At 62.1% G+C, this 19,314-nt stretch carries 12 protein-coding genes; 6 read left to right on the forward strand and 6 right to left on the reverse strand.

Going from position 1 to position 19,314, the window contains the following annotated elements; genetic code table 11:
• The first annotated feature begins 223 nt into the window (after positions 1-223).
• Together FX982_RS19315 and FX982_RS19320 are read left to right on the forward strand one after the other, a co-directional pair.
• Positions 224-5,434 carry a DUF4011 domain-containing protein gene (locus tag FX982_RS19315; protein WP_172612101.1) on the forward strand — a complete coding sequence of 1,737 codons (5,211 nt, stop codon included), beginning with the start codon at positions 224-226 and terminating at the stop codon, positions 5,432-5,434.
• A 118-nt stretch (positions 5,435-5,552) separates the two neighbouring features.
• Positions 5,553-6,341: an SDR family NAD(P)-dependent oxidoreductase gene (locus FX982_RS19320; protein WP_172612102.1), complete on the forward strand. Its 789-nt coding sequence runs from the start codon at positions 5,553-5,555 to the stop codon at positions 6,339-6,341.
• A 451-nt stretch (positions 6,342-6,792) separates the two neighbouring features.
• On the opposite strand, the gene FX982_RS19325 is transcribed toward FX982_RS19320, so the two are convergent.
• The 3 genes from FX982_RS19325 to FX982_RS19335 form a co-directional block, all read right to left on the reverse strand.
• Positions 6,793-8,208, reverse strand: a complete 1,416-nt coding sequence (locus FX982_RS19325; RefSeq protein WP_172612103.1) for an MFS transporter — start codon at positions 8,206-8,208, stop codon at positions 6,793-6,795.
• Between the two features lie 227 nt (positions 8,209-8,435).
• Complete coding sequence (locus FX982_RS19330; RefSeq protein ID WP_254074824.1) at positions 8,436-11,090, reverse strand: hybrid sensor histidine kinase/response regulator; 2,655 nt, start codon at positions 11,088-11,090, stop codon at positions 8,436-8,438.
• Positions 11,091-11,754: 664 nt separating this feature from the next.
• Positions 11,755-12,675, reverse strand: a complete 921-nt coding sequence (locus FX982_RS19335) for a LysR family transcriptional regulator (protein ID WP_172612104.1) — start codon at positions 12,673-12,675, stop codon at positions 11,755-11,757.
• A 108-nt stretch (positions 12,676-12,783) separates the two neighbouring features.
• Here FX982_RS19335 and FX982_RS19340 point away from each other — a divergent pair, with 108 nt between their 5' ends.
• Both FX982_RS19340 and copM read left to right on the forward strand, forming a co-directional pair.
• Positions 12,784-13,653 carry an SDR family oxidoreductase gene (locus tag FX982_RS19340; protein WP_172612105.1) on the forward strand — a complete coding sequence of 290 codons (870 nt, stop codon included), beginning with the start codon at positions 12,784-12,786 and terminating at the stop codon, positions 13,651-13,653.
• Between the two features lie 102 nt (positions 13,654-13,755).
• A complete protein-coding gene (gene copM / locus FX982_RS19345; RefSeq protein WP_172612106.1) occupies positions 13,756-14,097 on the forward strand; it encodes a CopM family metallochaperone in 342 nt (113 codons plus the stop codon).
• A 71-nt stretch (positions 14,098-14,168) separates the two neighbouring features.
• Here copM and FX982_RS19350 read toward each other — a convergent pair whose 3' ends face one another.
• Positions 14,169-14,831, reverse strand: coding sequence for an NADPH-dependent F420 reductase (locus FX982_RS19350; RefSeq protein WP_172612107.1), 663 nt, complete (start codon positions 14,829-14,831; stop codon positions 14,169-14,171).
• 103 nt (positions 14,832-14,934) lie between these two features.
• Between FX982_RS19350 and FX982_RS19355 the strand changes: the two genes are divergently transcribed.
• Positions 14,935-15,822, forward strand: a complete 888-nt coding sequence (locus FX982_RS19355) for a LysR family transcriptional regulator (protein ID WP_172612108.1) — start codon at positions 14,935-14,937, stop codon at positions 15,820-15,822.
• A 37-nt stretch (positions 15,823-15,859) separates the two neighbouring features.
• Here FX982_RS19355 and FX982_RS19360 read toward each other — a convergent pair whose 3' ends face one another.
• A complete protein-coding gene (locus tag FX982_RS19360; RefSeq protein ID WP_122625127.1) occupies positions 15,860-16,501 on the reverse strand; it encodes a TetR/AcrR family transcriptional regulator in 642 nt (213 codons plus the stop codon).
• 111 nt (positions 16,502-16,612) lie between these two features.
• On the opposite strand from FX982_RS19360, the gene FX982_RS19365 reads away from it, so the two are divergent.
• Complete coding sequence (locus FX982_RS19365) at positions 16,613-17,815, forward strand: MFS transporter (RefSeq protein ID WP_172612109.1); 1,203 nt, start codon at positions 16,613-16,615, stop codon at positions 17,813-17,815.
• Between the two features lie 12 nt (positions 17,816-17,827).
• Here FX982_RS19365 and FX982_RS19370 read toward each other — a convergent pair whose 3' ends face one another.
• Positions 17,828-19,285 carry an MFS transporter gene (locus tag FX982_RS19370; RefSeq protein WP_172612110.1) on the reverse strand — a complete coding sequence of 486 codons (1,458 nt, stop codon included), beginning with the start codon at positions 19,283-19,285 and terminating at the stop codon, positions 17,828-17,830.
• Positions 19,286-19,314: the final 29 nt, after the last annotated feature.

Raw genomic sequence — 19,314 nt, forward strand, 5'->3', positions numbered from 1 at the left:
AGGGGGCGTTGCGGGCGCCATCGATTTGCGCAGTGGCCGCCGACGCCTTCCCGGTTAAAGCCGTCCTGCCAGTCCGCGCTCGGCCTTCCGCAAGGCACCAGCGTGCGCCGGGTGGTCCGATACATCGATAAACACATTCACAACCAACGCTTACTCGTGGACTATAGGCGCCATTTGGCGCGCTCCGCATGGGGCCGGCGCTCGTAGTTTCAGGATCCTGTGAATGAACATCAAGATTGACGCGCTGATCGCCCGCAAGATCGGCTTCGCCTCCCACCAGAATGCCGTACCTCTTGTCCGCGAATTGAGCCTCTGGAACCAGGAAGAAACCACCCTCGAAGACCTGGTGCTGACGCTGAGCACCGACCCGGATTTCGTAGAAAGCCGAAGCTGGAACATTGACCGTATCCACCCCGGTGATCGCCTCAGCATTTCCGATCGCGACATCAAGCTGAACGCCGCTTACCTGGCCGGCCTGACGGAAAGCCTGAACGCCGACGTGGTGATGCGCGTGTCCCAGGGCGAGAACGTGCTCGTCGAGCAGCGCGTCCCCACCCAGCTGCTTGCCCGGACCGAATGGGGCGGCTTGAGCGCCATGCCGGAACTGCTCGCCGCGTTTTGCATGCCCAATGACCCTGCGGTAGACCGGGTGCTCAAGGCCGCTTCACAGGTCCTGCGCCGGGCCGGCAAGAAAGACGGCATCGACGGCTACGAAAGCAAATCCCGCACGCGCACCTGGGAGCTGGCTTCGGCCATCTGGTCGGCGGTGTGCAGCTTTCAACTGAGCTATGCGTTGCCACCGGCGAGCTTCGAGCAACAAGGCCAGAAGATCAGACCGCCGAGCGTGGTGCTGGAAAACGGCGTGGCAACCTGTCTCGATACCGCGCTGCTGTTTGCGGCCGCGCTGGAGCAGGCCGGACTCAATGCCCTGCTGGTCATGACCAAGGGGCACGCATTCGCTGGCGTCTGGCTGCAGCCTCAGGAGTTTTCCCAGTTGCTGACCGATGAAGCATCGGCCGTGCGCAAGCGTCTCGATCTGAAAGAAATGCTGGTGTTCGAGACAACCTTGGCGACTCAGATGCCTGCGCCGAGTTTTTCCCGGGCGGTGGCCGCCGCTGAACGGGAGCTCAACGATGAGCAATTCATCATGGCCATCGATGTGCATCGCGCGCGGATGCAGAAGATTCGTCCGATGGCGCTGGTGTCAGCCGTCGGTGCAGTCGATGGGATGGACGCAGCACCGCCCGTGGCGGAAGGGCTGGAGGAAGCGCCGTCGCTGCCGGGCTTCGATGTCGAGATCGATGAAGACGCCGAGGGCCCTGCGGGAAAGCTGACGCTTTGGCAACGCAAGCTGCTCGACCTGACCACGCGCAACCGTCTGCTGCACCTGCCGGACAGCGCCAAGGGTGTGCGTCTGCTGTGCCCTGATCCGGCGGCCCTTGAAGACCTGCTCTCCAGCGGCCAGCGCATCCGCGTGGTGGCCGTCCCTGATCTGAAAAGCAGCGGCCGCGATGAGGCCCTGTATGAACAGCAGAACAACGAAAGTCTGGTCGACGAAGTGGCCCGTCAGGCACTGGCACGCGGCGAAGTCCTTGCCAGTCTGGAGAAGGTCAAGCTGGAAGCCACCCTGATCGACCTGTTCCGCAAGGCCCGCAGCGATCTGGAGGAAGGCGGCGCCAACACGCTGTTCCTGGCCATCGGCTTCCTGAAATGGAAGAAAAGCGCCGAAGACCCGAAAACCTATTCCGCCCCGCTGGTTTTGCTGCCGGTGAAACTCGAGCGCAAAAGCGCCATGTCCGGGGTCACACTTAGCCTCCTCGACGAGGAGCCGCGTTTCAACCTGACTTTGCTTGAATTGCTGCGCCACGATTTCGAACTGGTGATTCCCGGGCTGGACGGTGAGCTGCCCAGCGATGGCAGCGGCATTGATGTGGCCGGCATCTGGAACACTGTGCGCCGGGCTGTGCGCGATATTCCCGGTTTCGAGGTGAGCACCGAACTGGTGTTGGGCACCTTTTCGTTCGCCAAATACCTGATGTGGAAAGACCTGAACGCCAACGCGGCGCAGCTGCTGCAGAGCCCCTTGGTCAAGCATCTGCTGGACCCGGACGCCGCAGGAGAAGGCTTTGCCGGTTCCGCCGAATTCCCCCGGCCCGAGCGTCTGGATGCGACAGTGACGCCTGCGCAGCTGTTCGCCCCCTTGCCGGCCGACTCGTCGCAAGTGGCCGCGGTGGTGGCGTCGGCCAACACCCACAGTTTCGTCATGGACGGGCCACCCGGCACCGGCAAATCCCAGACCATCGCCAACATGATCGCCCACAACCTGGCCCTCGGCCGGCGTGTGCTGTTCGTGGCAGAGAAACGCGCCGCCCTTGACGTGGTGTTTCGTCGCCTGGCCGAGAAGGGCCTTGGCGAATTCTGTCTGGAGCTGCATTCCAGCAAGGCGTCCAAGGTTGAAGTGCTCAAGCAACTGGACCGCGCCTGGGACGTGAGTGAGGCCCTGAGCGCCGAAGAATGGGAACGTGAAGCCGCCCGGTTGCAGACCCTTCGCTCACGGCTCAACCAACTGGTCGATGTGCTGCACCGACGCTGGGATAACGGCCTGACCCTGCATCAGTCCATCGGTCGGGTGGTTCGCGACCACAGCCCTCAGACGCCAAGGCTAGGCTGGGAAACGGGCACGCAACACGATGGAACCGAGTACGCCGGGTTGCTGGATCTCGCCCGTCGCCTGGGACTCAACGGCAGCGCCGCCCGCGACCTGTCAGGCAAGTTCGGCGCCCTGGCGCAGACGCAATGGTCGAACGCCTGGCAGGCACAGATCGCCAGCGTTGCCCGCGAGATCCCTCACGCCCTTGATCAGTTGAATGCCGCCAGCGAGCGGCTTCTGGGTCTGACCCACGTGCCGTTGCCGGTCGCTGAAGTGGCGCAGGTCCAGCAGTTGAATGACCTGGCTGCCCTGATTCTTGAATCCCACGGCCTGAACCTGTCATTTGCCTTTGCACCCGATGCTGCCGCGCGCATCGAAGCGGCCCGGCGCAGTTGCCAATTGATCGAGAGCTATCGGGAGCTTGAAGAAACCCTGTCCCTGGATTACGCCGATGAAGCGTGCCGTCGTGTGCCGGTCGCGCAAATGCGCAATGAATGGCAGGAAGCCGAGGGCAAGTTTTGGTTCCTGGGGACGCTCGCCAAGAAAAAGGTCGCGAAGAAACTCGCGTCCTTGGGGGGCGCGGCGGGCCTGCCGGATACCGTCGGCGACCTCGCCATTTTTGAGCGCCTCCAGGCTCAGCTCGTGGAGCTGGACAGGTTGGCCAGCGACATGCAATCGATTCCTGGCTGGCAAGGCCTGAAGAGCGACCCGGTGCGTACGCTGCAGGCCGTGACACTGGCCGAGCATTTGCGCAAAACGCTGATCGGGTTGGCCGAATCCCCCGAACACCTGGTTGCCTTGCGCGGCGCGGTTGCGCGTCTGGTGATCGACGCGAACGACATGTTGGCGTCGAATGGACAACTCGCCTCCGCCTGCTCGACCTTGCAACAGGCGTTGTCCCGCGTTGAGGCGTCCACGGGGTTGTTCACCGGGCTGGCGCGCACAAGTACTGAAGTGCCCCCAAGCGTGGCGACACTTAGGGCGACGTCACTCGCCATCCAGCAGCAGGAAGAACAGCTCAAGGCGTGGTGCGACTGGTGCCGGGTGCGCGAACAAGGGGCGCAAGCAGGCCTTGCCCGTCTGGCCGAGGCGCTGGAAGTCGGCAGCCTGTTGCCGCCTGCTACCGAGGAGACCTTCGTCACGGCCTATGCCCATTGGTTCGCGACCCAGGGCATCGACGGCGAACCGTTGCTGCGTAATTTCGTCACGGCCGAGCACATGAGCGACATCAGCACTTTCGTGCGCCTGGACGACCAACTGGCGAAGCTGACGGTGCGCTATATCCGCGCCAAACTCTGCGGCCTGACTCCTTCCAAGAACGACATCCCCAAAAGCAGCGGCTTTGCGATTCTCAAGCACGAGTTGCAGAAGTCGCGCCGGCACAAACCGGTCCGGCAACTGGCGATCGAGATGGGCGATGCGCTGAATTGCCTGGCCCCTTGCATGCTCATGAGCCCGTTGTCGATTGCGCAGTTTCTGCCCGCCGATCAGCCGCCGTTCGATCTGGTGATCTTCGACGAAGCGTCGCAAATCGCGCCGTGGGACGCCATCGGTTCGATTGCCCGGGGCAAGCAGGTGATCATCGCCGGTGACCCCCGGCAGATGCCGCCGACCAATTTCTTTAACCGTGGGCCGAACGCCGGTGACGACGACACCGCCGAAGACATGGAAAGCATCCTCGACGAATGCCTGGGGGCAGGGGTGCCGAGCCACAGTCTGAGCTGGCACTACCGCAGTCGTCATGAAAGCCTGATTGCCTTCTCCAACCACCGTTACTACGACAGCAACCTGATCACTTTCCCGGCGGCGGAAACCCGCGCCAGTGCGGTTGAGTGGCGCAAGGTCGAGGGCGTGTATGCGAAAGGCAAGGGGCGTTACAACCAGGCCGAAGCCCAGGCCATCGTCGATGAAACCGTCAAGCGCCTCACCGACCCTGCGTTCGTGGCGGCGGGGTATTCCATCGGCATCATCACCCTCAACTCGGATCAGCAGAAGCTGATCAACGACCTGCTGGACGCTGCGCGCAAGCAATACCCGCAGATCGAGCCGTTCTTCCAGGACACCCAGACCGAGCCGGTAGTGGTCAAAAACCTGGAAACGGTCCAAGGCGACGAGCGCGACCTGATCATGCTCGGCATTGGTTATGGCCCCACCGAACCCGGCGCGCCGGTGATGTCGATGAACTTCGGCCCGCTCAACAAGGACGGTGGATGGCGCCGCCTCAACGTCGCCATCACCCGGTCCCGGCGGGAAATGCTGGTGTTCACCTCGTTCGATCCGTCAATGATCGACCTCAACCGCACCAATGCGCGGGCCGTGCGCGATCTGAAGCACTTCATCGAATTTGCCCAGCGTGGGCCGAAGGCGTTGGCCGAGGCGGTTCAAGGCTCGGTGGGCGGTTATGACTCGCCGTTTGAAGAAGCCGTTGCCGACGGACTGAGGCGTCTGGGCTGGCAGGTCGTTCCGCAGATCGGCGTGTCACGGTTCCGCATCGATCTGGGCATCGTTCACCCGGATCGCCCCGGCGATTACCTGGCGGGTGTCGAGTGCGACGGTGCCACGTATCACAGCGCGGCCACTGCCCGGGACCGGGACAAAGTCCGCGGGGCGATTCTCACCGGTCTGGGCTGGAATCTGCTGAGACTGTGGTCCACCGACTGGTGGGTGGATAAGGAAGGGGCTCTGCAAAAGCTGCACGCTGCGCTGAACGACCTGCTGGATCAATCACGACGGGACGTCGCTGTCGAACAGGGCGTTGAGGGGCAACTTATCGTGGGCAGCTGACCCGTCCGACGCGAAAAATGACAATGGCTCGCGGTTGTCGTCATTTGCCTCTTTACTGCGGGTTCAAACGTTGTACAGAAACGTCCTTTCTACTCAGTGCACTGCAGAGGTTAATGAGATGAAAATCGACTTTACGGGCCGTCACATTCTGGTCACCGGCTCCACCAGCGGCATTGGCTTCGCCGCCGCCAAGGGTTTTCTTGAGGCCGGCGGGCACGTCGTGATCAACGGCCGAAGTCAGGGCAGTGTCGACGCGGCGTTGCAACGGCTGGGCCCATTGGCGGAGAACGCTACCGGTTTTGCCGGCGATTTAAGCGAGGAGGGCGCCTGCCAGCAGTTGCTGGCGCAACACCCTGACTTCGACGTCGTCATCAACAACATGGGCATCTTCAACCCGCAGGATTTCTTTGAAATCCCCGACAGCGAGTGGCAGCGGTTCTTCGACACCAACGTGATGTCCGGCGTGCGCATTTCCCGGGCGTACGCGCCGGGCATGGTTGAGCGTGGGTGGGGGCGAATCGTGTTCATCTCGTCGGAGTCGGCGATCAATATTCCGTCCGACATGATCCATTACGGCTTCAGCAAAACCGCGCAACTGGCGATCTCCCGAGGCCTGGCCAAGCGCCTGGCCGGCACCGGCGTGACGGTGAACTCGGTCCTGCCCGGGCCGACGCTGTCAGAAGGCGTCGCCGAGATGCTCAAGCCTGAAGTAGAGAGCTCGGGGAAAAGTCTGGAGCAAGTGGCGGCGGATTTCGTCGTCGCCCATCGCGGCTCGTCGATCATCCGGCGCGCCTCCCATGTGGACGAGATCGCCAACATGATCATCTACGTCAGCTCCGAGCAGGCGTCGTCAACCACCGGTGCGGCACTGCGGGTGGATGGCGGGGTGGTCGACAGTATTTTCTGATCTCGGGAAATGCCGGAATCATTCGTCCTGCACCTGTGCAGTGGGACCGGCTTCAGCCGGGAAGAGGCCAGTGAAATCACCCGCATTTTTGCGGTGTGGCGCCTGACGCTTTCCCGGCTAAAGCCGGTCCCACATTCAAGTTCACGGTCAATCTCACTGACCTCACGCGGTTTCGTAGGACCGGCTTCAGCCGGGAACAGGCCAGTACAAGCGCCATCACTTTTGCAGTGTGTCGCCTGACGCCTTGCCGGCTCAAGCCGGTCCCACAGTCGAGTTCACGCTCAATCTCACTGACCTCACGCGGTTTCGTAGGACCGGCTTCAGCCGGGAAGAGGCCAGTGCACGCGCGGTCATTTTTGCGGTGTGGCGCCTGACGCTTTTCCGGCTAAAGCCGGTCCCACATTATTGCCTCAGCCCAGGCGTACACCGGGGCCTGGCTTCGTCCGGCAGGTTAAAGATCAGTGATCTCTTTGTGGCGCGGTACCAGCGTCTTCATCACACTCCACGCCACCAGGTAGGCGAGGGCGCAGATCGCGAACATGATCATGTAGCCGGTGTGAATGTCGTTGATCGACTTGTAGTAGTCGAACACCCAGCCGCCGATCTTGGTCATGACCACGCCGCCCAGGCCGCCCGCCATGCCACCGATGCCGACCACCGACGCCACGGTTTTCTGCGGAAACATGTCGGAGACGGTGGTGAAGATGTTGCAGGACCACGCCTGGTGAGCGGACGCGCCGATGCCGATCAACAGGACGGGCACCCAAAAGCTGATGTAGCCGAACGGTTGCGCCAGCAGCACCACCAGCGGGAACAGCGCGATCACCAGCATGGCTTTCATGCGGCCGTCATAGGGCTTGTCACCGCGCGCCATGAAGTAGCTCGGGAACCAGCCGCCGCCAATGCTGCCGACCATGGTCATGCTGTAGAGCACGAACAGCGGCAGCACGATGGCCTGGCCTTTCATCCCGTACTGCGCTGACAGGTAGGTCGGCAGCCAGAACAGGAAAAACCACCAAACGCCGTCGGTCATGAACTTGCCGAAGGCGAAGGCCCACGTCTGGCGATAGGTGAGTAATTTGAACCAGGAGACCTTGGCGGCAGGCGCGCCCGGCAGGGTGGTCGCCTTGACTGGCTCGACCTCATCGCTGCGGATGTAGGCCAGTTCCTCGGCCGTCAGGCGTTTTTGCTGACTTGGTTTTTCATACAGCGAAATCCACACGCCCAGCCAGACGAACCCCAGCAGGCCGACCACGATGAACGCTGATTCCCAGCCCCAGAATGCCGCGATCAGTGGCACGCAAATGGGCGCCGTGATCGCGCCAACGTTGGCGCCGGAGTTGAAGATGCCAGTGGCAAACGAGCGTTCTTTTTTCGGGAAGTATTCGGCGACCGCTTTGATCGCAATAGGAAAGTTGCCGGCCTCGCCAACCGCCAGCACGGCCCGCGACAGCATGAACCCTGCAATGGACACCGGAATGGCGGCGAATCCCAGGGCGGTGGTGATCGCGCCAATGCCTTGTCCCAGTGGCACCGCAAACGCGTGCATGACCGCGCCGGTGGACCAGATACTGATGGCCACCACGAAAGCGGTTTTGGTGCCAATCCTGTCGACAAGACGACCGGCGAAAATCATCGAGATGGCATAGACGAACTGGAACACCGAGGCGATGTTGGCATAGTCGGTGTTGCTCCAGCCAAACGTCGTGGACAGCTCCGGTGCCAGCAGGCTGAGCACCTGACGGTCGAGGTAATTGACTGTGGTTGCGAAAAACAGCAGCGCGCAGATTGTCCAGCGGTATTTGCCCACGGACCGGGTGGCCGCCTGGGTAATGCTCTGCGGGTGGGTAGACTCGTTCGGGATCATGGCATCACTTTTTATTATTGGGGTTATCGGTTGTGATCGTCTGTTGTCGTACAACGCTGTAGGTATAGCGAGCGTTTTAGCAGGCTGTCAATCTCTGGAAGCGAAACAAATCCGTCCCATGCCGCGCCAGGTTTCAAATCTGACGACGGGCATGGGCCGTGTCTCGGAAAAACAGTGAGGTGTGGCCGTCTTCGGGTCTTCGAGGGGTAATGCCGCCGGACTGAATATCAGACCGGCGTGTTGATCAGCTCACGGACACGCGCTGCCAGTGTGTCAATGGCAAAGGGCTTGGTCAGCACATGCATGCCGGGCGCCAGCTGGTTCGCACCGATGGCTGCGCTTTCCGCGTAGCCGGTGATGAACAGCGTCCTCAGTCCCGGGCGCAGTTCACGCGCCGCATCCGCCATCTGACGTCCGTTCATCCCGCCGGGCAAACCGACATCGGTGACGAGCATGTCCACTCGCACGTCCGAGCGAAGCAGTTTCAGCCCGCTGGCACTGTCCGCTGCCTCCATGACGGAATAGCCAAGCTCGCCCAGCACCTCAGTCACCAGCATGCGCACCGTGGGTTCATCGTCCACAACCAGAATCGTTTCACCAATGCCTGCAGTCTGAGTGGCGGGATCCGGCAGGTGCGCTTCATGGCAGCCGGCATTCCCGTGGTAGCGCGGCAGATAGATGCACAGGGTGGTGCCTTGTCCAACCACAGACGTGATGCGAACCTGCCCGCCGGATTGCTTGGCGAAACCGTAGATCATTGACAGCCCCAGACCCGTCCCCTGGCCGATGGGTTTGGTGGTGAAGAAGGGGTCGAACGCCTTCGCCACGATGCTCGCAGGCATACCGGTTCCGGTGTCGGTCACGCTAAGGGTCAGGTATTCGCCCTCAGTCACTTCCAGCGTTGCGGCGTCCCCGGCCTCCACGACTTGATGACCGGTTTCGATGGTAATGCTGCCGCCCTCGTGCATCGCATCCCGGGAGTTGATGCAAAGATTCAGCAGTGCGTTTTCAAGCTGACTCGCATCGACCAGCGCAACACAGCGATCAGGCGAGGCAATGGTCTGCACGTCAATGCTGGGGCCGACGGTACGCTGGATCAGCTCGGTCATGCCTTCTACCAGCGCATTCACCTCGGTGGGCCGAGGATCCAGCGTCTGGCGACGGGAGAACGCCAGCAGGCGGTGAGTCAGGGCAGCCGCCCGCCGGGTCGCGCTTTGGGCGGTCGCCAGGTAGCGATCGACATCCGTGAGGCGGCCTTGAGCAAACCGCGCACTCAACAACTCCAGGGAGCCCGAGATGCCCGCAAGCAAGTTATTGAAATCGTGGGCAAGGCCGCCCGTGAGTTGCCCCACGGCCTCCATTTTCTGTGACTGGCGCAGCTTTTCCTCGGTCTGCATCAACGCCGCGGTGCGTTCTGCCACGCGCTGTTCAAGGGTTTCATTGAGCGTACGCAGGGCGGCGGTGGCCAGGTCGCGCTGGGCTTCGACCGAACGCCGCTCCTCGACATCGATCAGGACACCCGGAAAACTGAGGGGAACGCCTTCCTCGCTGAAGTTGACGCGTCCGTTGGCCTCGATCCAGTAGTATTTGCCGTCCGCCCGACGGACCCGGTATTGATGGGCGTAGGCCCCGCCGCGACGAATGGCTTCGTTGATCGCCGTCATCAGGCCCGCCCGGTCCTCCGGATGCACGGTTGCCGCCACTTGTTCAAGGCTGAGGCCCTCGTAGCCCAACACCGGGTCGAGGCCAAACGCTCGGGCGAACGCTTCGTCGACGGTGAAACTGTCGCTGGGCAAGTCCCAGTGCCAGGTGCCGAATATTGCTCCCGCCGCGAGGGCAAGCTGCACGCGCTCGATGTTGGCGCGAGCGACGGCTTCGCTCTGGCGCAGACGCTCTTCGGCATCACGCCGCCCGGTCACGTCGTTGAAAATGATCGCAATCTGACATTCGGCGGGATCGCCGACGGGCACGGCGCGCACGTCAAACCAGCGTTGGAAGGCTTTGGCGTAGCTTTCGAAGGTGGCCGGCACACGGGTCTTGGCAACGCGGCCGTAGGTGTCGAACCAGAATTGCTCCAGGTCCGGGGCAAATTCCCTGACCCATTTCCCGCGCAAGTTGACGCCAGCCTCACGCTCGAACGCCGGGTTGGCTTCAACGAAGCGATAGTCAATGGGGTAGTCATTTGCGTCGAACTTGACCTGAACGATGGCGAAGGCCGCTTCGATCGTTTCCAGAATGGTCCTGAAACGCTCCTCGCTTTGACGCAGTGCCGCCTCGGTGTCGCGGATCGGCGTGAGGTCCAGCATCGCGCCGATCATGCGCAAGGCGTTGCCTTGAACGTCGCGGATGACATGCCCGCGGTCGAGGACCTGGGCGTAGGAGCCGTCCACCCGGCGAAATCGGTACTCGTCACTCCAGCCGGTCTGCCTGCCGTCTATCACGTCATGGATCGAGGTGACGATGCGGTGCCTGTCGTCGGGATGAATCTGTGCGATCCACCAGTCGCCGGTTGTTGCACCCGTGGCGAGCGGATGCCCGTAGACCCGTTGCAGCGCGTCATTCCACAGGACGTGGTTTTCTTTAAGGTCCCAGTCCCAGATCGCATCGTTGGTGGCTTTGACCGCGAGGCGGTAGCGCGTTTGCGCGTCTTTGATCGCCTGCTCGGCCACCTCTTCGGCTGCGCGATCAGCCCTGGGGTCGTCGGCATCCGCGACGGCGCTCGATGGTGTGCCGGTGTCGAGGCTTGCCAGCCTCAGGGCTTCACTTGTCTTTAATGCCGACCGCAACTGCATGACTTCAGCCTCAAGGGCTTCCCGGGTCAAATGCTTCAAGTGTCCACCTGCAAACGTAAACGTGATGACCTGAGGTCGGAGGGGCGTCATGCGCCATCCGGTACTGCGCGCGCCGGCTGATCCAGCAGTATCGGCGGCCAGCGTTTTACGCTGCATGCTGGCAGAATGCAATTCGGCTTCCAGAAAAGACTCGGGCGGCAAGACAAAGGTTCCGGCACCGGGAATGATTCGCCAGGCGGGTAGGGGGCATTTGCTCAGTTATCTTCGCGGGGTCCACCCTCACCGCCACTATTGCGATGTATTTTCTTGAATATAACGTGCGCCATGGGGAGGGAGCGCTTCAGGAAACCCTGTTTTTCTCATCTTTCCACCTCCATCCCAGAGATTGTGCAATACCCGGTTGGACTCGCGATGCCTGGGTGGCTCGGATCGACGACTGTCATGCGGTCTTGGCGGAACAGACTGCGAGAGGCTATTTGTTCAGGACCGTAAAGTGTGAAATGCAGACGACCAGCGCGCTAAAGCGCGGGCTAATGGACCGTCTGAAACTGGATAATTACCAATGAGGGGTAGCAGCCCCGGGCGTCACTTGGTAACCCTCTTTCAGTTCCCCATACGAGGACGTCTGCCATTGTTCTGCCAGCGGGATCGGGAACCGAGCGGTTGGGATTCGATGGAATCAATCAGTTCCGCGACGCAATGCAGTCGGCGGCGGTGACCTCTGCCGAGCCAGGGCCGGGGGCCCTAAGCCGGCTCAGCCGCCTCGAAATCGGCTGCCCATCGTGGTGCGAAAATGCTCGACCAGAAAGTCCACGAACACCCGCGTCTTGGCGGGCAAGGCTTTACGGGCGGAATAGTAGACAGAGACCGAACCCAGGTCCACGTACCACTCAGGCAGCAGCCGCACCAGTTCACCGGTCTGCAGCCAGGGCCAGGCGCGCTCCATCGGCACCAGCGCTGCGCCCATGCCCATTCGCGCGCAACCGCACAGGGCTTCGGGGTCGTTCATGATCGCGGCCGGGTCGAGTGTCAGATCAAAGGTTTCACCCGCAGCACTGCGCAGGGTCCAGGCGCGCAATCTGCCGGTGTCGGTCGAGCGCGTGACCACCCCCGGTTGCCCCTGCAGATCCGCTGGGGTTTGCGGCAGCTTGCGGCCTTCAAGCCAGTCGGGTGAGGCCACGGCCACCAGATGCAGCTTCGCCAGTTCCCGCGCGACTACACCGGGGGACAGCTCCATGCCGCCGCCGATGGCCACGTCGAATCCGTCGCCGACCAAGTCAGCGCGGGCCAGCGTCAGGTGCCAGTCGGGGATGACGGCCGGGTATTTTTCCTTGAAGGGCTTGAGCAACGGCAGCAAGTAGTCGTAGGCGAAGGAGGGCGCCACATTGACCCGCAGGCGACCGGCCGGGACATTGCGATTGTCACCCACCTGCGCGACCGCCGCCTGAATGGTCTCCAGGCTGTCGGCGACCTGCGCGTAGAAGGCATCGCCTGCTTCGGTCAGGGTCAGGCTGCGGGTGTTGCGCTGAAACAGCCGGGTGCCCAGATTGCTTTCAAGACGCGCCACGTTCTTGCTCACCGCTGCCGCAGAAACGCCCATACGCCGGGCGGCCTCGGAGAAACTTCTGAATTGTGCAGCACGCACGAACGACTCCAGATTGCCCAAGGTTTCCATGAGGGTCTCCAACGTTTGGTTGAAGCTGATTCTACCCATGCCGGACTAATTCATCCGCTTGTGAGCGTGCACAGTGAGCGCTCTCTCAACGCCAAAAGGTGAATTCCAATGGGCAAGATTCTGGTAACAGGGGCTACGGGCCGACTGGGCAATGCAGTCGTGAATGCGCTTTTGCAACGGGGTGACGCCGGCGACGTCGTGGGGCTGGCACGGGATCCGGGCAAAGCGCAGGCTTTGACCGCGCGGGGCGTCGAGGTGCGTTACGGCGATTACACGGATGACGACGCCTTGGTAAATGCCTTCCAGGGTATCGAAAAGGTTTACATGGTTTCGGCCGTGGCCTTCACCGACCGCGTCGCTCAGCACAAGAACGTCATTAATGCCGCACGCCGCGCCGGCGTCGACCACATGATGTACACCGCCATCCAGCGGCTGGACGACGTGCAGTTTCCGATCGAAGGCGTCACCGACAGCGACATCGCCACTGAACAATTGCTGATGCAGTCAGGCCTGGCGTACACCGTGCTGCGGCATCCGTTGTACGCCAACGACCTGCCCATGTTCATCGGCGCCAACGCGATCAATGCAGGCTTCGCCGCGCCCGCCGGCAACGGCAGAATTGCACTGGCCTGTTATCAGGAGCTGGCTGAAGCCGGTGCCGTCCTGCTCAGGCAGAACGCGCATGGCAATCGCAGTTATCTGCTGAACAGCGGCAGCCCCTGGTCCTTGGCTGACATCGCCAACGCGTTGTCCGACCTCACTGGCAAGGCGATCGCCTATGAGCCGATTTCGTCGGCGGCCTTCGTCCAGGCCCGTAAGCGTGAAGGCTGGCCGCCACACGTCGCCCGATTTATCGCCGGCTGGTACTCGGCCATCGAAGGGGGCGCCTTCGACCAGACCAGCACCGACCTCGAAGACGTTCTGGGGCGTAAACCCAAACAGCTTTCGGCGCTGCTCAAGGACGCCTTCGGGCTTTGAGCGCACAGCGTAAAACGGCATTGGAGAATGCGCTTGACCTTGCCGCAATGGAAAGGTCTAGCCTGACGCCTTCGTCTCTACCCTCATCCAGGATGCTTCGTCATGAAAAAGATTGCCGCCGTTGTCAGCGTCATTGTTCTGCTTTCCGTCACTGCCGTCAGGGCCGACAAGGCGGAAGACGTCAAAGAGATGCATGAGGCTTACCAGCAATCGATGGGCGCCATGAAAGACGACATGCACCACGGCATGATGAGCGACGACCCCGATGTGGCGTTTGCGGCCGGCATGCTGCCGCACCACGAAGGCGCGGTGGAGATGGCGAAGATCCAGCTCAAGTACGGCAAGGATCCGGAGATGCTGGAACTGGCGCGCAAGATCGTGGCGGCCCAGGCGGCGGAGATTACCCAGATGAAGAAGTGGCTGAAGGCGCATCCGGCCCAGTAAGTCTCAATACTCACTCACTTGCTCGCGCACGCCACGCCCGTTGATACACTTGGCTTGGCGAGCGTCTCGCGTCAGTGTCGCCAGGATCCGTGTGCCAATTCAACATGCCTCTCAGCCGTGGCCAGCGCGGCCTTCAGCGCCTCCTTGTTCAATGGAATGCAGTAAGCCGGCTTGGCCCGTTCGAATCGCCAGCTCTCGTCAAGATTGCCGGCGTCGACCGCGTCGAATCCCACCTCATCCAGCAGCTGTATGGCCAGCGTCTTCGCCCCAGCGTCATCGGCGGCCACCGGCAGTGCGCGTCGGTCGTGTGCCGTATTCGGGCGAGCATCGCGGTCAAGGTCATCGGCCAGGATCGCGTTGAACACCTTGACCACTCTGGCGCCAGGCAAATGCTCGGCGATCAGCCTGCTGGTGGTGGTCTCAAACCTGTCCAGCGCCGGGACAGGGCCGTCTCGGTCGGGGTAGTAGTTGTTGGCGTCCAGCACCGTTTTGCCCGCAAGCCATTCGGCCGGCAGGGTTGGGTAGCGGTTGAAGGGAATGGCCACGAGGACCACATCGCCGAAGGCAGCAGCGTCTTCGATCGTGCCGACCTGAACGCCGGGTATCTGGACGAGCAGGTCGTTCAGTGTCTGTGGGCCACGTGAATTGCTGAGCATGACTTCATGGCCTGCCGCGATGAACCGTTGCGCCACTGCCTGCCCGATAATGCCTGCTCCGATGATGCCAATGCGCATGTGATGACTCCGATGGTGTGCTGGAAGCGGCCATGATGATTGCGAACCAGCAGCAGATAAATAATCATCGGGCACTTAGTCTCGCTACCAGGAGTGTTGAATCATGGACCGTCTGAGCAGCATGGAAGCCTTTGTCATGGCGGCGGAATGCGGCTCCTACGCCAAAGCGGCCGAGCGTCTGGAGTTGTCGCCGCAGATGGTCGCAAAGCACGTTGCCGCGCTCGAGCATCGACTCGGCGCGCGACTGCTGAACCGCACCACGCGGCGCCAGAGCCTGACCGAACTGGGCCAGGCGTATCTGGAGCGTTGCAGACACATTCTCAGTGAAACGAAGGCGGCTGACTCCCTTGGGGAGATGATGAACGACACCCCGCGCGGCAAGCTGAAAATCAGCGCGCCCATCACCTTCGGCTCCTCTCGCCTGATGCCCTTCGTCACGACATTCCTGCGGCTGCACCCCGAGATTGAAATCGATCTGCAGCTGACCGATCGCTTCGTTGATCTGGTGGAGGAGGGGTTCGACATCGCGTTCAGGATCGGCCCGCTGGAGGTGTCCAGCCTCACCGCCCGGCCGTTGGCGCCTTATCAACTGGTCGCTTGCGCAGCGCCTGGCTATCTGGCCGAACGCGGCGTGCCGCAATGTCCGCAGGACCTGAGCAATCATGAGTGTCTGGGGTATGCCTGGTGGTCGCGGCCGACTGACCGCGAGTGGGTCTTCTGCAAAGGGTCAAAGGTGGAGCGGGTTCAGGTGGCGAGTCGATTGAGGGTCAACGAAAGCCGCGCGCTGCTCTCGGCCGCGCTGGACGGTTTCGGCATCGTGCTCGGCCCGCTGATATTCCTGGAGCCCGCCTTGCGCAGCGGCGAGCTGGTTCGAGTGTTGCCTGACTATGAGGCGCCGAGTCGGCCCCTGCATATGCTGTACACCGGCAGCCGGCAGCGAACGGCCAAGCTGCGCCGATTCATTGATGCGGCACTGGCGCGTTTCGGTTAACCCTGAGCGGGAGAGCACACCCAGGGATTGCCAGGGATCAAATCGCAGCCGGGTCTTTCATCGGAGCGTCGATGCGCAGCCCGTCCCACACGCCCATGACGTGCGTAATTGCAGCGTCCAGTGTTTCAAACGTCGCGCCGTCGCGGGCCAGTACCGACATGCCCAGCATGAAGCTGTCGAACACCGTGGCAAGCGCGGCTGGCGCCACCGTTGCGGGCAGTTCTCCCGCGGCGATGGCTCGTTCGATGCACGCGACAATCGCGGCACGGTTCAAGGCTCGCGCATCCGCCAGCGGCTGGGAAATGGTTTTGCTTTCTTCGGTGGATGCGCTCAGAAAACCCAGTGACACCAGGCAGCCCTTGGGATGACCCGCCTCGCACTGCATTTTTGCCGAGCACCGCAGCGTGCGCTCGATCGCTTCCCTGGGGGCAAGGGCGGTGTCGAACAGACTGTCGGTCACGCGTCCATGGGTGTTCAGGTAGCGCTGCATGACTTCATTGAACAGCGCCTGCTTTGAGCCAAACGCCGCGTAGAAGCTCGGCGCGGTAATGCCGCCGCCGATGCTCGCCTTGAGCTGGCTGAGTGACGTTGCGTCATAGCCATGTTCCCAAAACAGATGCAGCGCCTGGGTGATTGCCACATCACGGTCGAACGTGCGCGGTCGTCCCATCTGAGCCATATGACCCTCCTTTCATGTCAGATAAATACTAGTCGATACATAAGTGATTGACTACCCGGCTTGGGCTCTTTAGATTGCTACCGATCAGTATATTAGTCGGAGGATCGAACGATGACCCATGAGGGAAAGGCCACAAAGCTGCCGTATGGGGCGCTGCTGGCGCTGGCGATGACCGGATTTATCTGCATCGTCACGGAGACGCTGCCGGCGGGGTTGTTGCCGGAGATAGGCGAGGGCCTTGGCATATCGTCGTCACTGGCAGGGCAGATGGTCACGGTGTACGCCTTGGGATCGTTGCTGGCCGCCATCCCGCTGACCATTGCCACGCGCGGTTGGCGGCGCAGATCGGTGCTGCTGCTCACCGTCATCGGGTTTCTGCTGTTCAATTCCATCACGGCGCTGTCTTCGGTGTACTGGCTGACCCTGATTGCGCGATTTTTCGCAGGGGTTTCAGCGGGACTGGCCTGGAGCCTCATTGGCGGCTACGCGCGGCGCATGGTCGAGCCCGCTTCACAGGGCCGCGCCATGGCAGTGGCGATGGTGGGGACGCCAATCGCATTGTCACTGGGCGTACCCCTCGGCACCTGGCTGGGCGGAGTGATTGGCTGGCGGATGTCGTTTGCCGTGATGTCCGGACTGACCCTGGTGTTGATCGCCTGGGTACTGATCAAGGTGCCGGACTACCCGGGTCAATCGTCCTCGCAGCGCATGCCGCTGCGTCAGGTCCTGTTCACGCCGGGCGTGCGTCCCGTGCTCGGCGTGGTGCTGACCTGGATGCTCGCCCACAATATTCTCTACACCTACGTCGCGCCCTTTGTTTCCCTGGCCGGGTTGGGTGCCCATGTCGATCTGGTGCTGCTGGTGTTCGGCGTTGCCGCACTGATGGGCATCTGGGTCGGGGGGCGTCTCGTCGATCGTCATCTTCGCACCGCAGTGTTGCTGAGCCTCGCCACCTTCGCCGGGGTTTCGGTGTTCTTCGGGATATTCTCGGCCTCTGCCACGGCGATTTACCTCGGTGTCTTCGTCTGGGGCCTGACCTTCGGCGGCGCCGCCACACTGCTGCAAACCGCGCTGGCTGACGCAGCAGGTGAGGGCGCCGACGTTGCCCTGTCGATGAACGTGGTCGTCTGGAACAGCGCGATTGCCGGCGGCGGGCTTCTGGGTGGCGTGCTCCTCGGTCACTGGGGCGCGGGGGCCTTCGCGTGGGTGATGGTGCTGGTGCTGCTGGTCAGTCTGGGGATTGCGTTCCGCGCACGGGCCCATGGGTTTGTGTCGGGCGAAAGGGCTGCCGGGCAAGTGGCTGGGGCTCATTAAGATTTGCGCCGCTTAACCGGTTGACCGGGCGGCGTTTTTCCCGTCGGGCAACGCCGGCTCGCGCACCAGCGTGATACTCAGCAGCACCCCGGCGCCCAGGCAGAGCGCGATGCACGACAGCGCGATGGTAAATGCGTGAGTGATGGCCGCCGGGTCAGTGCGTCCATCCAGGATCGCGTAGAACACCCCGCCGATCACTGCAACGCTCAACGCTGTGCTGATTTGCAACGTCGAGCTGGCGACCCCGGCGATCATCCCTGAATGCACCGGTGCCACGCGGCCTGTCACCATCTGCATGAGGGTGGGTAGCCCGAGTCCCTGCCCGAAACCGATCATGAAGAGCAGGGCAGCAAGCAGTGCCGGCGCCGGGTACACGCCGGCCGGCGTCGCACTGAGCAGCCACATCATGCCGATAAAGCCGGCCGACTCCAGGCCCATACCTGTTGCATTGACGTACACCCCGAGCGCCCGTTTGCAGGCGGGCGCCAAGAGCGGCCCGAGCAGAAATCCGGCGCCGAAAGGCAGAAACACCAGCCCCGCGCTCAGTGCCGATGTGCCGAGCGCGCCTTGCAAGTAGATCGAGAACAGCAGGAAAAACGGCGCGATCGTGTAAAACAGCAGCGCGATGACGAGTGCGCGACCCAATCCCGGAACATTCAAAGCGTGGGGATCCAGCAGTGGCGAGCCGCCGGCATCACTCAGTCGCGCTTCGTAGCGCCAGAACATCCACGCCAACAGCGGCACTGCCATCAATGAAACCCAGGCCCACAGCGGCCATCCTGCTTCTCGCCCTTTGATCAGCGGCACGATCAGCGCGGCCAGGGTCAGGATCGAAAGGGTCACGCCACCCAGATCCAGTTTGATGGGGTTTCGTGCGCGGATCTCTTTGAGTACGGGTATGCCGAACAGCACAACCAGCGCGGCAACTGGCAGGTTGACGAGGAAAATGACTCGCCAGCCCAAGCCGAACAGGTTCAGCGAAATCAGAATCCCGCCCAATGCCTGCCCGATGACCGACGCCAGTCCGAACACCGCACCGTACAGACTGAGCGCGAGGGGCTTTTCCGAATCCGGGAAGATGGCCTGCACCGATGCCAGTGCCTGCGGCGCCATCACGGCGGCTGTTATGCCCTGCAATACGCGTCCTGCGATCAGCGACCAGGGCGACCAGGCCAGCCCGCACAGCAATGACGCCCCCGCAAAGCCGGTCAGGCCGATGAAAAAAACACGACCACGGCCATAGATGTCGCCGAGCCTTCCACCGGTGATCAGGGTCACCGCATAGAGCCCGGCATAGGCGGAGATGACCAGTTGCTCAGCGGAAGGGCCGGCACTCAAGTCCTGCCTGATCGATGGCAGCGCGACGTTGACGATAAAAAAGTCCAGCGGCGGCAGAAAGGCACCGACCAGCAGAATCAAAAACATCGCCCAGCGTCGCGGTTCAGGCGACAACGTATCCTTCACGGACATGGGTAAACCTCCATACGCAACGGCGGCGC

The organism is Pseudomonas graminis (genome assembly GCF_013201545.1).
Taxonomy (GTDB): Bacteria; Pseudomonadota; Gammaproteobacteria; order Pseudomonadales; family Pseudomonadaceae; genus Aquipseudomonas.

What these genes read in the sequence shown, in the direction of transcription:
- FX982_RS19315 (WP_172612101.1), top strand. Translation starts at nt 224, where the DNA reads ATGAACATCAAGATTGACGCGCTGATCGCCCGCAAGATCGGCTTCGCC.
- FX982_RS19320 (WP_172612102.1), top strand. Translation starts at nt 5,553, where the DNA reads ATGAAAATCGACTTTACGGGCCGTCACATTCTGGTCACCGGCTCCACC.
- FX982_RS19325 (WP_172612103.1), bottom strand. Translation starts at nt 8,208, where the DNA reads ATGATCCCGAACGAGTCTACCCACCCGCAGAGCATTACCCAGGCGGCC.
- FX982_RS19330 (WP_254074824.1), bottom strand. Translation starts at nt 11,090, where the DNA reads ATGACGCCCCTCCGACCTCAGGTCATCACGTTTACGTTTGCAGGTGGA.
- FX982_RS19335 (WP_172612104.1), bottom strand. Translation starts at nt 12,675, where the DNA reads ATGGAAACCTTGGGCAATCTGGAGTCGTTCGTGCGTGCTGCACAATTC.
- FX982_RS19340 (WP_172612105.1), top strand. Translation starts at nt 12,784, where the DNA reads ATGGGCAAGATTCTGGTAACAGGGGCTACGGGCCGACTGGGCAATGCA.
- copM (WP_172612106.1), top strand. Translation starts at nt 13,756, where the DNA reads ATGAAAAAGATTGCCGCCGTTGTCAGCGTCATTGTTCTGCTTTCCGTC.
- FX982_RS19350 (WP_172612107.1), bottom strand. Translation starts at nt 14,831, where the DNA reads ATGCGCATTGGCATCATCGGAGCAGGCATTATCGGGCAGGCAGTGGCG.
- FX982_RS19355 (WP_172612108.1), top strand. Translation starts at nt 14,935, where the DNA reads ATGGACCGTCTGAGCAGCATGGAAGCCTTTGTCATGGCGGCGGAATGC.
- FX982_RS19360 (WP_122625127.1), bottom strand. Translation starts at nt 16,501, where the DNA reads ATGGCTCAGATGGGACGACCGCGCACGTTCGACCGTGATGTGGCAATC.
- FX982_RS19365 (WP_172612109.1), top strand. Translation starts at nt 16,613, where the DNA reads ATGACCCATGAGGGAAAGGCCACAAAGCTGCCGTATGGGGCGCTGCTG.
- FX982_RS19370 (WP_172612110.1), bottom strand. Translation starts at nt 19,285, where the DNA reads ATGTCCGTGAAGGATACGTTGTCGCCTGAACCGCGACGCTGGGCGATG.